Source organism: Faucicola osloensis (genome assembly GCF_020041925.1).
GTDB classification, from domain to species: Bacteria; Pseudomonadota; Gammaproteobacteria; order Pseudomonadales; family Moraxellaceae; genus Faucicola; species Faucicola osloensis_D.
Genome location: NZ_CP083409.1, coordinates 1,247,544 through 1,261,852 on the forward strand (window position 1 = coordinate 1,247,544; position 14,309 = coordinate 1,261,852).

The window sequence follows — 14,309 nt, forward strand, 5'->3', positions numbered from 1 at the left end:
AAGCCTCTTAATCATTCAAATGAACTGGCTAAAGAAACCCAGTAAAATTAGCCAATAAAGCTAGATAGAAAATGACGAACCACAACCACAAGTCGTAGTGGCGTTTGGATTGTTGACGGTAAAACGTGAGCCTTCTAATCCTTCCACATAATCAATGGTTGAGCCATGTAGATATTGGTAGCTCAAACTATCAACGACCAATGCTACATCATCGTTGCTAAAGGTAGCATCATCATCACCCAAGTTCTCTTCAAAATTAAAACCATACGAAAAACCCGAGCAGCCACCACCTGTCACATATACCCGCAGCATCAAGTCGTTATTGCCTTCTGAATCACGTAGGTTACGCACTTTTTTGGCAGCATTATCGGTCAAGGTCATGCCATCAACCATACTATCAGTTATGGTATCGCTCATCGGGGTATTCCTTATAAAAACTTTTTTCTTATTATGGGGTGCTTGCTTTATACTATCAAGAATTTTCCCATTTAATTTTAGTCAAATTTTTTGAGTTTTGAGCCGATTATGATAGAACTAAAAGATGCCAGTATTCGCCGTGATGGGCGGGTATTATTCAAAGATGTCAATTTGCAAATCCATCCAGGTTGGAAAATCGGGTTAACAGGCAACAATGGCACAGGTAAATCCAGTTTTTTTGCGACGCTATTGAACCAAAAAGGCGAAGGCGAATTGGCACTCGATACAGGCAGTCTATCGGTTCCCAACAGTTGGCAAATCGGTCATATGGCGCAAGAGATTGAAAGCACTGACCAATCGGCGATAGATTTTGTGTTGAGTGGCGACAAAGAATACTTTGAGCTGCAAGATAAGATTAACCAGCCAGATACCTTGTCAGAAGATGAGCTCGCTCATGTGCACGCACGCTTTGATGATATCCATGGCTATAGTACCCCTGCAAAAGCGTCTCAAATCATGACAGGACTTGGGTTTAATGTCGCCCAAGAAAGCCAATCTGTGAGTAGTTTTTCAGGGGGCTGGCGTATGCGCCTAAACCTTGCCAAAACCCTAATGAGCCGAGCGGATTTATTGTTGCTTGATGAACCAACCAATCACTTGGATTTAGATGCCATCTTGTGGCTTGAAGAATGGCTCAAAGCCTATGATGGCACGTTACTCATGATTAGCCACGACCAAGCGTTTTTGGATAATGTGGTGAGCAATATCTTGCACATTGAAAACCAACAAATGACCCTTTATACAGGCAATTACAGCACCTTTGTTCGTACCCGTAGTGAACGCCTAGCCCAGCAGCAGCAGCAGTTTGAAAAACAACAAGAAACCCGTGCCCACCTTGAAGATTTTATCCGCCGTTTTAAAGCCAAAGCCTCCAAAGCCAAACAAGCGCAAGCCCGTGTCAAACAGCTTGAACGAATGACCGAGCTAGCGCCTATCATGGCGGACAATCCGTTTCAGTTTCGGTTCAAATCCCCTGTGCAATTAACATCGCCATTACTGGTGCTAGATAATGCCAGTGTGGGTTACAACGGTGTCGCACTCATCGAGAACATTCGCCTACAAATTACCCCTGACAGCCGCATCGGTCTGCTAGGGATGAATGGCGCAGGAAAATCAACGGTCATTAAAGGCTTGGTGGGTGAGTTGCCTATCTTGGCTGGGACGCGTAAAGCCGCAGATAGTTTGGTACTAGGGTATTTTAACCAACACCAAATGGATAGCCTTGATGGCGAAGCATCACCCATGTTGATGCTGCAGCGTCTCGCAGGCAAAACCTCAGACGCTGATTTACGCGCGTTTTTAGGGAGTTTTGACTTTCGCGGTGAGCGCATTGATACCAAAAGCAAGTTATTCTCTGGCGGTGAGCGAGCAAGACTCACCCTTGCGCTCATCGTATGGCAGCGTCCTAATGTTTTGGTATTAGACGAGCCGACCAACCACTTAGATTTGGAGATGCGACAAGCATTGAGTATGGCTTTGCAAGAATTTGAAGGGGCGGTCATTCTGGTGTCACATGACCGAGAAATGATAGCCAATGTTTGCGATGAGCTATATTTGGTGCATGACGGGCAATGTAACATCTTTGACAATGACATCGCTTATTATAGTCAGTGGTTATCACAGACCCGCAAACAGCAAGCCAAACAAGCGAGCGACAATAAAAAGCTCGAAGACAAAAAATTAGCCGAGCATAAAACAGATGTTTCACGTGAAACGTCTAACGTGCTCAATACGTTATCTAAAGAAGAACAACGCAAAAAATCCGCTGAACAGCGTAAACTCACCGCGCCCATCCGTAAAAAAATCGAAAACGAGGAAAAACAACTAGAAAAATTCATGGCGCAGCTAGGTGAGGTTGAAGAAAAGCTGGGTGATGCAGGTCTGTATGATGATAGCCGAAAAGCGGATTTGTTAACGTTGCTCGATGAGCAGACGGCATTAAAAAATAAGATTGAAGCAGTTGAAGAGCAGGTGATGAATTTAATGATGGCACTTGAAGAGATAGAAAATAATTTTAACTAGCCAATAAAAAAGACAGCCTAGACTGTCTTTTTTTTATTTAATCAAACATTATTTTGCATCAGCAAAATATTTTTGTAAGTCATCATTACCACCGATGTGTTTGCCACCGATAAACACCTGTGGGGTAGTTTCACGACCAGTAATTGCTCGCACTGAAGTGATACTGGCATCTTTACCAAGTACAATTTCTTCAAATTCAAAGCCTTTTTCGGTTAACGTTTCTTTAGCTTTGGCACAATGTGGGCAACCAGGCTTGGTAAAAATTGAGACAGAGGGTTTGTCTTGCCAGTTTGGGTCAATATATTTAATCATGGTATCAGCATCTGATACTTCGTATGGGTCATCACTGCCGCTGTCTTGAGGTTCGTCAAAGATTTTGACGATTTTGCCATCATCCACGAGCATCGAATAACGCCATGAACGTTTGCCAAACCCAATCGCTGAATCATCAATTAAGCGTCCCATCGCTTCGGCAAACTCGCCGTTCCCATCTGGCATCACGGTCACATTACTACAGTCTTGGTCTTTTGCCCAAGCATTCATAACAAAGGTATCGTTGACCGAGACACACACGATGTCATCAACGCCTAGTTTGGCAAATTCAGTTGCCAATTCATTGTAACGCGGTAAATGCAGTGATGAACACGTTGGTGTAAACGCCCCTGGTAATGCGAACAATACTACTTTTTTGCCTTTGAATAATTCATCCGTGGTAACATCCACCCATTTACCTTGCTGCTGGGTATGAAAAGTCACGCTTGGCACTTGTTTGCCAATCATATCGCTAAACGCCATGTCCTACTCCTTATTATCGTAAATTGTTATACTACATTTTTTATTAAATAACCTATTTGCCTACTCATTATACAAACAAATAAGGTAAAAAACTGTAATCAGCGTTATTAAAAAGTTAATTACTTTAATAAGTATTTTAAATCATTATATAATTTATGATTTATTTTATATGATTAACTGTGGTGATAACAGTCCGTCAATTGTTAAAAATTGACAAAATCAGTTATGATAGGGCAGATTTTTTAGATTCTATTCAACAAATTTGATAAGGAAAACCTCATGCCATCATTTGACGTGGTTTCAGAGCTACAATTATTTGAAGTTAAACATGCCGTGCAAAATACCGAGAAAGAAATCGCCACCCGTTTTGACTTTAAAGGCAGTGATATTAAAGTCGAACTAAATGAGAAAGACAAAAAAATCACCATCACCTCAGACAATGAGTTGCAGATGGAAAACGTGTATGCCATGCTTGAGAAAAACATGATAAAACGTGGGGTAGATTTGCAGTCACTCGACCCACAGGATAATCAAGGCTCGGGCAAACAAATGAAAAAAGTGGTCAATCTGAAAGATGGACTTGATGGCGATACCGCCAAAAAAATCAGCAAGGCATTAAAAGAGTCGGATTTGAAAGTATCGGCAGCGATTCAAGGCGATAAAGTACGGGTCAATGATAAGAAAAAAGACACGCTACAGCAAGCGATGGCATTTTTGAAAGAAAAGCAATTTGGCGTGCCACTGCAATTTAATAATTTTAAAGACTAATTTGGATTTTATTCAATAATTTAAATGTCTAATCAAAACCAAAAATCATCATTGAAAATTTTTTTACTGCTTGTGATTCCACAAGCAGTAGTTTTTTTGATGGTCGGTGCAAATGTAAATACGCTGGTATCGGTTGTTTTGGTCATGACATTACTTTGGTGGCAAAGTAATTTTACTGAGCAGCAGAATATTCGCTTTGGCATTATTTTTGTTGGGATTTTATTTATCGTTTATCATTTTACTTATGGATTTTATCTATACAATCATGATAAAAACATAAAAAAAGTATGTGGCGTATTTTCAAAATATACCACAAAGAATGACTTCAAATCCTCAAGGAAAGTTTTAATCTTGTACCAAGAGAAACAAAGAAAATTTTATGAGTTCAGCTATATCAATCGTATACACAAAGATACAGATTATTTTAAAGCTAAATATAACCCATCACAGCAAATCTGCGTTGAATATGTCAAATTGCCTATTTTAACGATGAGTTACCCATTTATGTTAAAAAGCGTGCAAAGAATTGATTTAGAAAATCAGCAACAGTAACTATTTAAAGTTATAGACTTTCTTTGGTACTCGGCAATCTATCGAGCGCACGTTCATCATATTCCACCGCCATGCGCAGCGCACGAGCAAATGCCTTAAACGTACTTTCAATTTGGTGATGGCTGTTTTTGCCTTTCAAGTTATCCAAATGAATAGTTATCATGGCATGATTGACAAAGCCATAGAAAAATTCACTGAACAAATCCACATCAAACCCACCAATCATCGCACGGGTAAACGGGATATCCATGTGCAGTCCAGGGCGACCTGAAATATCCACTACTGCACGGCTAAGGCTTTCATCGAGCGGGGCATAAAAATGCCCATAACGCACGATGCCTTTTTTGTCACCAATCGCTTGTTTGAAGGCTTGACCTAGCGTGATACCGACATCTTCGACGCTATGATGGTCGTCAATGTGGGTGTCGCCGTTACAGGTGATATCCATGTCAATTAAGCCATGACGTTTGATTTGGTCAAGCATATGGTCAAGAAATGGCACGCCCGTGTCAATGCTGCCTTGACCAGTACCGTCAAGGTTGATAGATACGGTGATTTGGGTTTCGGCGGTATTTCGTGTGACAGTGGCGATACGCGATGGGCGAGTGGTCATGGTTTTCCCTTACAGTTAAAAATCACAGTCTTTTATGTTCAGCATCTTTTTCACGCTGTTTGACAACTTTACGCACTTTATCACGCGCACGGTCTTGTTTGAGCTTGGATAGATAATCCACAAAAACTTTACCATTTAAATGGTCAATTTCATGTTGGATACATACGGCAAGTAGGCCTTGTGCTTCTTCAACAAACGGGTTGCCCTGCGCGTCGACAGCCTCAATTCTGACATGTTTGGGTCTATCGACTTTGTCATAGTACTCTGGCACAGACAAACACCCTTCTTCGTAGCTATATAATTCATCGGCTAATGGGGTGATAACAGGGTTGATAAACACCCGAGGCTGGCTGCCATCTTCAGATAAGTCCATCACTACCAATTGAATATGCTCGTCTACTTGCGTTGCCGCCAGACCAATACCTTTGGCGGCATACATGGTTTCAAACATATCATCAATCAAGGTTTTTAGGTCATCGTCAAAGTGGGTGACAGGCTTGGCAAGGGTACGAAGCCTCGGATCTGGGTAATTTAAAATGGTACGTAAAGTCATAATCGGTCAACTGTTAATAAGGCAAATAATAGGGCAAAAGTTATCTAAAAAAATTGGCATAGGGTAACGCAAACGCTAAAGTTTGGCTACTATAACTTATATATAGGTGCAAACCAATCGCTTCACAATAGCAAATAATCAATGATAATGATTGAGTCATTAAAATCCACCAAAACCAAATCATTTAAAAAAACGATTTAAAGAGAAAATTTATGAAGCCCCAATTATTTTATGCTATGCTAACCGAAATTTACATAGTGCAAATTATGGGTGATTTTGCGACACATAACACAACATTTGGCTATGATTTTTATAAGTGATGGTGAAGCGTATGCCATTTAAAGCGTTAAGCCGTTAACCTTGAGCATTGGGCTATGACAAACTATAACACCACGACAATGAAAAAATTATCCTTCGCTTTGTTGGCAACCCTAGGTATGACAGTGACTTCGTTAGCCGCTGCTAACAACCCGCCGCCTCGTATCAAAGCCGATGCGCCCAACCGTTACGTGGTAAAAAAAGGTGATACGCTTTGGGATATCTCCGGCAAATTCTTAGAAAGTCCGTGGCGCTGGAAAGAAATCTGGGCGACCAATAAGCATATTCGTAATCCGCATCTGATTTATCCAAAAGATGTGATTATCTTATGTGTGATTAAAGGGCAAAAATTGGTCGGTGTAGATACGGGTGAAGGCTGTGCAGGCGTTGAAAAAGCCATGAACGCGCCAGTCACCACAACCACAGTGGTAAGTGCCGCAGGTAGCATCGCTGCGATTCCTTTGACTGCCATTGAAACATGGCTTGAGCGCAATATCATCGTATCGCCTGATGACTTTAAAACTACCCCCTATGTGCTTGCTTCAAAAGATAAAAACATTATCACAGGTGTCGGCAACAAAATCTATGCCAAAGGCGTGCCACTCATTGTGGGACAACGCTATGGCGTGTATCGTGAGGGCGAACCGTATGTTGACCCAGTGACCCGTAAAGTCATCGGTCTTGAAGTCACCCAAGTTGCCGCAGGTATCGTCACTAGCGTAGCATCAAACGGTGTTTCTAGTATCGAGCTTAAAAAATCGTATGGTCAAGAAGTGCGCGAAGGTGACCGTGTATTTGTCGAAGTCGGTCAGTACTTGCCACCCGCTTTTTATCCAAAACCTGCCAGCGTTACTCGTGGCGGTCGCGTGATTCGTATTTTAAATTCCATTAGTAGTGCGGGTCGAGATGGGGTGATTGCCATTAATTTGGGTACCAGCCAAGGCGCTGAGCCAGGCGATGTGTTGACGGTTTATCAAAAAGGCGCTTTAGTCTTGGACGACTATTCATCCGTGAAAGGTGGGGCAGTACGATTGCCAAGTGAGCAAATCGGTCATGTCATGGTATTTAAAGCATTTAACGATATTAGCTACGCTTATGTACTCGATGCAGAATCACTGATTCATGAGCAAGATTTTTTATTGCCTGCGGTCGGCAACTAACGCTTTCGCTTACTTTTGCTTGCCTGCCCTTGCTTATGCTTGATGGGTAAGCGATTGTTCAAAAGCCAGTCACCTTGACTGGCTTTGCTGTCTTTAAAGTTTTTATGGTGAGAAAAATTTATACTAGCAAACATTCATAAGCCCTATACATGCCTAAGGAATATACGTGATGCAGGATTATCAGCCTAACTTAAACCCGGCGCAGCAGGCTGCCTTATTGTTATGGCATTTAGTGAACTTATCGGTGCCGGTTTATAACAAGCTTGTAGCGCGTTTTGGTAGCGCTGAACAAGCCATTCAAGCCAAGCTGGCAGACTGGCAAGCACTGGGATTGCATGATAATCACCACAAACGTTTTGCTGAGTTTATCAGCGCCAGTCGAACCAGCCAGTTTTTGCATGATACGCTATTAGAACTATCGCACGGGCAGTATGGAGTGGTGTTTGATAATGATCCTTTATATCCGTCGCAGTTAAAAAACATCTATGACCCACCCCCTTTGCTATTGTATCAAGGCAACTTATCTGCCTTAAGCCAACCACAATTGGCGATCGTTGGAAGTCGTAAACCTAGCCCACATGCCGAAAAAATTGCTTTTGATATGGCGCAATATTTGGCGCACGAAGGTTTATGGATCACCAGTGGCATGGCAGAAGGCATTGACAAACAAGCGCATTTAGGTGCGTTAAGTCTACAGATGACGGGTACACAAGGTGGTACTATTGCGGTACTGGGCAATGGTATTAAACATTGTTATCCAAAAAATCACGCCAGTCTTAAAGCCCATATTATTGCGTCAGGTGGCTGCGTCATTAGTGAATTATTGCCCGATATGCCGAGCAATCGCTACCATTTTCCAAGGCGCAATCGTCTCGTCGCTGGGCTAAGTTTGGCAACTTTGGTTGTAGAAGCGGCTGCAAAAAGCGGCTCGCTCATTACGGCCAGAGAAGCCAACGAGCAAGGCAAACAAGTTTTTGCTATTCCTAGTCATATTGACAACCTCAACGCCAAAGGTTGCCACCAATTGATTCGTGAGGGTGCGACCTTAGTCGATCATCCATCACAAATTTTGGAAGATTTATCAATTTTTAAATCGCCGCTTGTCAAAGCCACCGAGGTTGAAACAACGCCGATAGTTGCACAGTCAGTCATCAGTAGCCCTCAATTACCATCCGAATCAGCATCAAATACCCAGCCGCACCAAGCGCCATTGGCGATGGATGTGGCGCCGCATTTGCAGACACTACTTAATCAACTCGATTGGGTCGGGCAAGATTTAGACAACTTGGTCGATAAAACCCGTACCGATATTGCCACACTCATGGGCTGGCTGATTGAGCTTGAGCTAATGGGACTGGTGATGCAGCGCGGCGGTCTATACATGCGCTGCCGCCCTTAATTTTGATAAGCGATAAGCAAAAAAAACTACAAAATAATCGAGGTATATAATGCAATTTAATGACACCCAGCTCGATGCAGTTCAGCAATTTTTACAAGCCGGCAATCTGCTCGCTTATCCAACCGAAGCGGTGTGGGGAATTGGCTGTGACCCGTTTAACGAAACAGCAGTGAAACAGATTTTAGCGATTAAACAACGTCCAATCGAAAAAGGCATGATTGTTATCACAGGCGATATCGCGCATATTCAACCATTCTTACAGCCATTACCACAGCAGGTAGTCAATAGCATTGCGGCAAGTTGGCAGTCTAGCGATGCACAAGCCACGACTTGGTTGTTACCGATTCCTGCATCATTGCAAGGCAAAATCCCCGAATGGGTCACAGGTGGACGAGATAGCTTAGCCATACGAGTAATTAGCCATCCGATGATTGCCAAACTATGCAATCACATTGCTCAAGCAGACAACCATAACCCATTTGGATTTTTGGTATCCACAAGTTGTAACCTATCGGGGCTAACGCCTGCTACTGATTTCGCGGCTGCTTATCAATACTTTGGAGATGCCATCGGTTATTTACTTGGCGACACCCTTGGATTTGTTCGACCTAGCCAAATTTTTGATGCATTAACCCAACAACAAGTACGGGCTTAACGCCCTGTTTTTGGCAATGTTTGGAGCAATTTTTATCTTCTTATGTCATAAATACGTAAATTTAGTGTGGATTTCATAGGAAAAACGCCATTTCGACCCGCAAATAATGCGACTCACTCTTGAAATTAAAGGGATTCACCATTATCAAAGCCAATAACTTTAACCGTTTTAACGTGTAACTGTTACCTTGGTGACGGTTACTTTGATAATAGGAGTGATGATTGATGAATTCAGCTGATAATAACCAAAATACGCAACCGCATAACCAAACTGATGCCGTCTCAACGGAGTTAAAAGATGCCATGGAACAGTTTGAGCCAAGTAATGAGCAAAAAACCATTCCTAGCGATATCAATTTGAGCACCTACGAGCAGCGTATTGCCGAGCTTGAAGGTCAAGTCAAAGAAGCCAAAGAAGCTCATGCCCGTGCCAATGCTGAAGCCTACAATGCACGCAACCGCATGGAGCAAGAAACCGAAAAAACCAAAAAATTTGCTTTAGAAAAATTTGCCAAAGACCTATTAGACACTGTTGATAACCTTGAACGTGCGATTGAAAATAGCCAATCCGACAATGATCCTGTGCTCGAAGGCGTCAAACTTACCCACAAATCGTTGATTGCGGTGTTAGAACGATACGGCGTTAAAGTGGTCAATCCACAAGGCGAAACATTTAATGCCGACCTGCATGAAGCCGTAGGTATTGACCCAGAAGCGAGCGCCAACCAAGTCGGTCAAGTACTACAAAAAGGTTATACGCTACATGAGCGTTTATTGCGTCCAGCCATGGTTCGCGTAGGTAGCTAGTAAGCAAGCAGTAAACAACGGATTGACCGATTGGTAACGAGTGTAGCAAAAAACTTTTGCTAACTACTTGAAAAAAACCCTCGGTAAACCGATATAAAAATACAAGACAATATGGTGCTCATCACCACTTACCATCAAAATAAAAATTGGAGAATTTAATTATGGCTAAAATTATTGGTATTGACTTAGGTACAACCAACTCATGTGTCGCAGTGATGGAAGGTGACAAAGTTAAAGTCATCGACAATGCTGAAGGCGCACGTACTACCCCATCAATCGTTGCTTATAAAGATGACGGCGAAATTTTAGTGGGTCAATCAGCCAAACGCCAAGCGGTAACCAACCCACAAAATACCTTATTTGCTATCAAGCGTTTGATTGGTCGCAAGTTTGAAGACAAAGTCGTGCAAAAAGACATCGGTATGGTGCCATATAAAATTGTCAAAGCTGACAATGGCGATGCTTGGGTTGACATCAACGGTAAAAAATTAGCACCACCTCAAATTTCTGCTGAAGTTTTGAAAAAAATGAAAAAAACTGCAGAAGATTATTTGGGTGAAAGTGTCACTGAAGCGGTAGTAACGGTACCTGCTTACTTTAATGACAGCCAACGTCAAGCCACTAAAGACGCCGGTAAAATCGCAGGTCTTGATGTCAAACGTATCATCAACGAACCTACAGCGGCAGCCTTAGCTTACGGTATGGACAAAAAAGGCAGTGCAGACCGTAAGATTGCGGTTTATGACTTAGGTGGTGGTACTTTTGATATTTCAATCATCGAAATCGCAAACGTTGATGGCGAGCAGCAATTTGAAGTGCTTTCAACCAATGGTGATACCTTCTTAGGCGGTGAAGACTTTGACTTGACCTTAATCGACTACTTGGTTGAAGAATTCAAAAAAGAAAACAGTGTGAACCTAAAAGGTGACCCACTGGCAATGCAGCGTTTAAAAGAAGCGGCAGAGAAAGCGAAAATTGAACTTTCAAGCTCACAGAGCACCGATATTAACTTACCGTATATCACTGCCGATGCCACAGGTCCAAAACACTTAGTGGTAAATGTAACCCGTGCCAAGTTAGAAAGCTTAACTGAAGCGCTAGTCAACCGTACCATTGAGCCTTGTAAAGTCGCACTGAGCGACGCAGGCTTAAAAGCGTCTGATATTGATGACGTTATCTTGGTAGGTGGTCAAAGCCGTATGCCACTGGTACAACAACGTGTTCAAGAATTCTTTGGCAAAGAGCCACGTAAAGATGTGAACCCTGATGAAGCCGTAGCGATGGGTGCAGCGATTCAAGGTGCGGTATTATCGGGCGACAAAACTGACGTACTACTGCTTGACGTAACCCCGTTAACCCTAGGTATCGAAACCATGGGCGGTGTGTTGACACCAATCATTGAGAAAAACACCATGATTCCAACCAAGAAATCACAAGTGTTCTCTACAGCGGATGACAACCAACCAGCAGTAACTATTCAGGTCTACCAAGGTGAGCGTAAAATTGCTGCACAAAACAAATTGCTTGGACGTTTCGATTTGACCGATATTCCACCCGCACCGCGTGGCGTACCGCAAATTGAAGTTACCTTTGACATCAACGCTGATGGCATCATGAATATCTCAGCTAAAGACAAAGGGACTGGTAAAGCACAAAGTATCCAAATTAAAGCCGACTCAGGTCTATCAGATGCTGAGATCGAGCAAATGATTCGTGATGCTGAAGCCAATGCCGCTGAAGATGCAAAATTTGCTGAACTTGCGCAAGTACGTAACGAAGCAGATGGTCGTATTCATGGCGTACAAAAAGCCATGAAAGATGCCGCTGATAAAGTAACCGATAGCGACAAAACCGCAGTAGAAGACGCTATCAAAGCGCTAGAATTGGCGGTTAAAGAAGATAATCTAGATGACATCAAGTCAAAACTTGAAGCCCTAGACAATGCCTTTTTACCGGTTAGTCAAAAAATCTATGCTGACGCAGGCGCTACTGCAGAAGCGGGTGATGCACAGCCACAACAAACCCAGCAAGATGATGGGGTGGTCGATGCAGAATTCACCGAAGTAAAAGATGACAATAAATAATCAGTTCACTGATTACAGCATCAATAAAAATACCGCCGCAAGGCGGTATTTTTATTTTATTTGAAAATTTTTAAAAAAGGTGTTGACACCCATTCCAATTCACGTATAATACGCCACCACTGAGCGACGAAGAGTTTACAAATAAGTAAAACAACTTACGAAGCTCAGAAAGAATTAAAATAAAGCTTGACAGAGTAAAACAAAACGTATTACAATATCAAGCTCACCAGATGATAGACGATATCTTTGGTACACTAAATAACAACAAACACAAGAACAACTTGTGTGGATTTTCACTTAGGGCGATAAAATTAAGACTTTAATTAATTGTATTGTCAGAGTGAAGATACTCGTAAGTTTATTTGAGCAAAGACAGTATAAATAATTGAGTCAACAAATTAAATCTATTGACATCGCGTAGCGGTGACAATAGATAGAAAGATTAAACTGAAGAGTTTGATCATGGCTCAGATTGAACGCTGGCGGCAGGCTTAACACATGCAAGTCGAACGATGACTCTCTAGCTTGCTAGAGAAGATTAGTGGCGGACGGGTGAGTAACATTTAGGAATCTGCCTAGTAGTGGGGGATAGCTCGGGGAAACTCGAATTAATACCGCATACGACCTACGGGTGAAAGGGGGCGCAAGCTCTTGCTATTAGATGAGCCTAAATCAGATTAGCTAGTTGGTGGGGTAAAGGCCCACCAAGGCGACGATCTGTAACTGGTCTGAGAGGATGATCAGTCACACCGGAACTGAGACACGGTCCGGACTCCTACGGGAGGCAGCAGTGGGGAATATTGGACAATGGGGGCAACCCTGATCCAGCCATGCCGCGTGTGTGAAGAAGGCCTTTTGGTTGTAAAGCACTTTAAGCAGGGAGGAGAGGCTAATGGTTAATACCCATTAGATTAGACGTTACCTGCAGAATAAGCACCGGCTAACTCTGTGCCAGCAGCCGCGGTAATACAGAGGGTGCGAGCGTTAATCGGAATTACTGGGCGTAAAGCGAGTGTAGGTGGCTCATTAAGTCACATGTGAAATCCCCGGGCTTAACCTGGGAACTGCATGTGATACTGGTGGTGCTAGAATATGTGAGAGGGAAGTAGAATTCCAGGTGTAGCGGTGAAATGCGTAGAGATCTGGAGGAATACCGATGGCGAAGGCAGCTTCCTGGCATAATATTGACACTGAGATTCGAAAGCGTGGGTAGCAAACAGGATTAGATACCCTGGTAGTCCACGCCGTAAACGATGTCTACTAGCCGTTGGGGTCCTTGAGACTTTAGTGGCGCAGTTAACGCGATAAGTAGACCGCCTGGGGAGTACGGCCGCAAGGTTAAAACTCAAATGAATTGACGGGGGCCCGCACAAGCGGTGGAGCATGTGGTTTAATTCGATGCAACGCGAAGAACCTTACCTGGTCTTGACATAGTGAGAATCTTTCAGAGATGAGAGAGTGCCTTCGGGAATTCACATACAGGTGCTGCATGGCTGTCGTCAGCTCGTGTCGTGAGATGTTGGGTTAAGTCCCGCAACGAGCGCAACCCTTTTCCTTATTTGCCAGCGGGTTAAGCCGGGAACTTTAAGGATACTGCCAGTGACAAACTGGAGGAAGGCGGGGACGACGTCAAGTCATCATGGCCCTTACGACCAGGGCTACACACGTGCTACAATGGTAGGTACAGAGGGTTGCTACACAGCGATGTGATGCTAATCTCAAAAAGCCTATCGTAGTCCGGATTGGAGTCTGCAACTCGACTCCATGAAGTCGGAATCGCTAGTAATCGCAGATCAGAATGCTGCGGTGAATACGTTCCCGGGCCTTGTACACACCGCCCGTCACACCATGGGAGTCTATTGCACCAGAAGTAGGTAGCCTAACGAAAGAGGGCGCTTACCACGGTGTGGTCGATGACTGGGGTGAAGTCGTAACAAGGTAGCCGTAGGGGAACCTGCGGCTGGATCACCTCCTTAACTAAAGCACTAAGTGAGAATTCACAGCAAGTTGTTCTTGTGTATAAATAAGCTAATAATCGTTAATCTACAGCAGCGCAAATAGCAAGGCTAAGACTAAAATCCTTAGCAAAGGATTTTAGCTCGAACCT

The 14,309-nt window shown here is 43.2% G+C and carries 12 protein-coding genes and 1 rRNA gene; 9 read left to right on the forward strand and 4 right to left on the reverse strand.

What is annotated here, in order from left to right; all coding sequences use genetic code 11:
• Positions 1-60 precede the first annotated feature (60 nt).
• Positions 61-393, reverse strand: coding sequence for an iron-sulfur cluster insertion protein ErpA (gene erpA / locus LAJ61_RS05470; protein WP_065253985.1), 333 nt, complete (start codon positions 391-393; stop codon positions 61-63).
• Between the two features lie 132 nt (positions 394-525).
• Here erpA and LAJ61_RS05475 point away from each other — a divergent pair, with 132 nt between their 5' ends.
• Positions 526-2,499: an ATP-binding cassette domain-containing protein gene (locus LAJ61_RS05475; RefSeq protein ID WP_224054764.1), complete on the forward strand. Its 1,974-nt coding sequence runs from the start codon at positions 526-528 to the stop codon at positions 2,497-2,499.
• Between the two features lie 48 nt (positions 2,500-2,547).
• On the opposite strand, the gene LAJ61_RS05480 is transcribed toward LAJ61_RS05475, so the two are convergent.
• Positions 2,548-3,294, reverse strand: a complete 747-nt coding sequence (locus LAJ61_RS05480; RefSeq protein WP_224054765.1) for a glutathione peroxidase — start codon at positions 3,292-3,294, stop codon at positions 2,548-2,550.
• 279 nt (positions 3,295-3,573) lie between these two features.
• Here LAJ61_RS05480 and LAJ61_RS05485 point away from each other — a divergent pair, with 279 nt between their 5' ends.
• Both LAJ61_RS05485 and LAJ61_RS05490 read left to right on the forward strand, forming a co-directional pair.
• Positions 3,574-4,062 (forward strand): YajQ family cyclic di-GMP-binding protein, encoded by a 489-nt coding sequence (locus tag LAJ61_RS05485; protein WP_224054766.1) that lies wholly within the window; start codon positions 3,574-3,576, stop codon positions 4,060-4,062.
• A 24-nt stretch (positions 4,063-4,086) separates the two neighbouring features.
• Positions 4,087-4,614 (forward strand): hypothetical protein, encoded by a 528-nt coding sequence (locus LAJ61_RS05490; protein ID WP_224054767.1) that lies wholly within the window; start codon positions 4,087-4,089, stop codon positions 4,612-4,614.
• Positions 4,615-4,624: 10 nt separating this feature from the next.
• Here the strand turns inward: LAJ61_RS05490 and hisB are convergent, their stop codons facing one another.
• Together hisB and def are read right to left on the reverse strand one after the other, a co-directional pair.
• The gene (gene hisB, locus LAJ61_RS05495; protein ID WP_007117432.1) at positions 4,625-5,227 is read right to left on the reverse strand and encodes an imidazoleglycerol-phosphate dehydratase HisB; all 603 of its coding nucleotides are present in this window, start codon (positions 5,225-5,227) and stop codon (positions 4,625-4,627) included.
• A gap of 22 nt (positions 5,228-5,249) precedes the next feature.
• The gene (def, locus tag LAJ61_RS05500) at positions 5,250-5,780 is read right to left on the reverse strand and encodes a peptide deformylase (protein WP_135887808.1); all 531 of its coding nucleotides are present in this window, start codon (positions 5,778-5,780) and stop codon (positions 5,250-5,252) included.
• 374 nt (positions 5,781-6,154) lie between these two features.
• Here def and LAJ61_RS05505 point away from each other — a divergent pair, with 374 nt between their 5' ends.
• From LAJ61_RS05505 to LAJ61_RS05530, 6 genes are all read left to right on the forward strand, one after another.
• The gene (locus LAJ61_RS05505; RefSeq protein WP_224053119.1) at positions 6,155-7,258 is read left to right on the forward strand and encodes a LysM peptidoglycan-binding domain-containing protein; all 1,104 of its coding nucleotides are present in this window, start codon (positions 6,155-6,157) and stop codon (positions 7,256-7,258) included.
• A 169-nt stretch (positions 7,259-7,427) separates the two neighbouring features.
• A complete protein-coding gene (gene dprA / locus LAJ61_RS05510) occupies positions 7,428-8,657 on the forward strand; it encodes a DNA-processing protein DprA (RefSeq protein ID WP_224053120.1) in 1,230 nt (409 codons plus the stop codon).
• Positions 8,658-8,706: 49 nt separating this feature from the next.
• Positions 8,707-9,312, forward strand: a complete 606-nt coding sequence (locus tag LAJ61_RS05515; RefSeq protein WP_224053121.1) for an L-threonylcarbamoyladenylate synthase — start codon at positions 8,707-8,709, stop codon at positions 9,310-9,312.
• A 224-nt stretch (positions 9,313-9,536) separates the two neighbouring features.
• Complete coding sequence (gene grpE, locus LAJ61_RS05520) at positions 9,537-10,118, forward strand: nucleotide exchange factor GrpE (protein ID WP_144918615.1); 582 nt, start codon at positions 9,537-9,539, stop codon at positions 10,116-10,118.
• A gap of 161 nt (positions 10,119-10,279) precedes the next feature.
• The gene (gene dnaK, locus LAJ61_RS05525) at positions 10,280-12,202 is read left to right on the forward strand and encodes a molecular chaperone DnaK (protein ID WP_224053122.1); all 1,923 of its coding nucleotides are present in this window, start codon (positions 10,280-10,282) and stop codon (positions 12,200-12,202) included.
• Between the two features lie 444 nt (positions 12,203-12,646).
• A 16S ribosomal RNA gene (locus tag LAJ61_RS05530) occupies positions 12,647-14,178 on the forward strand.
• Positions 14,179-14,309 lie beyond the last annotated feature (131 nt).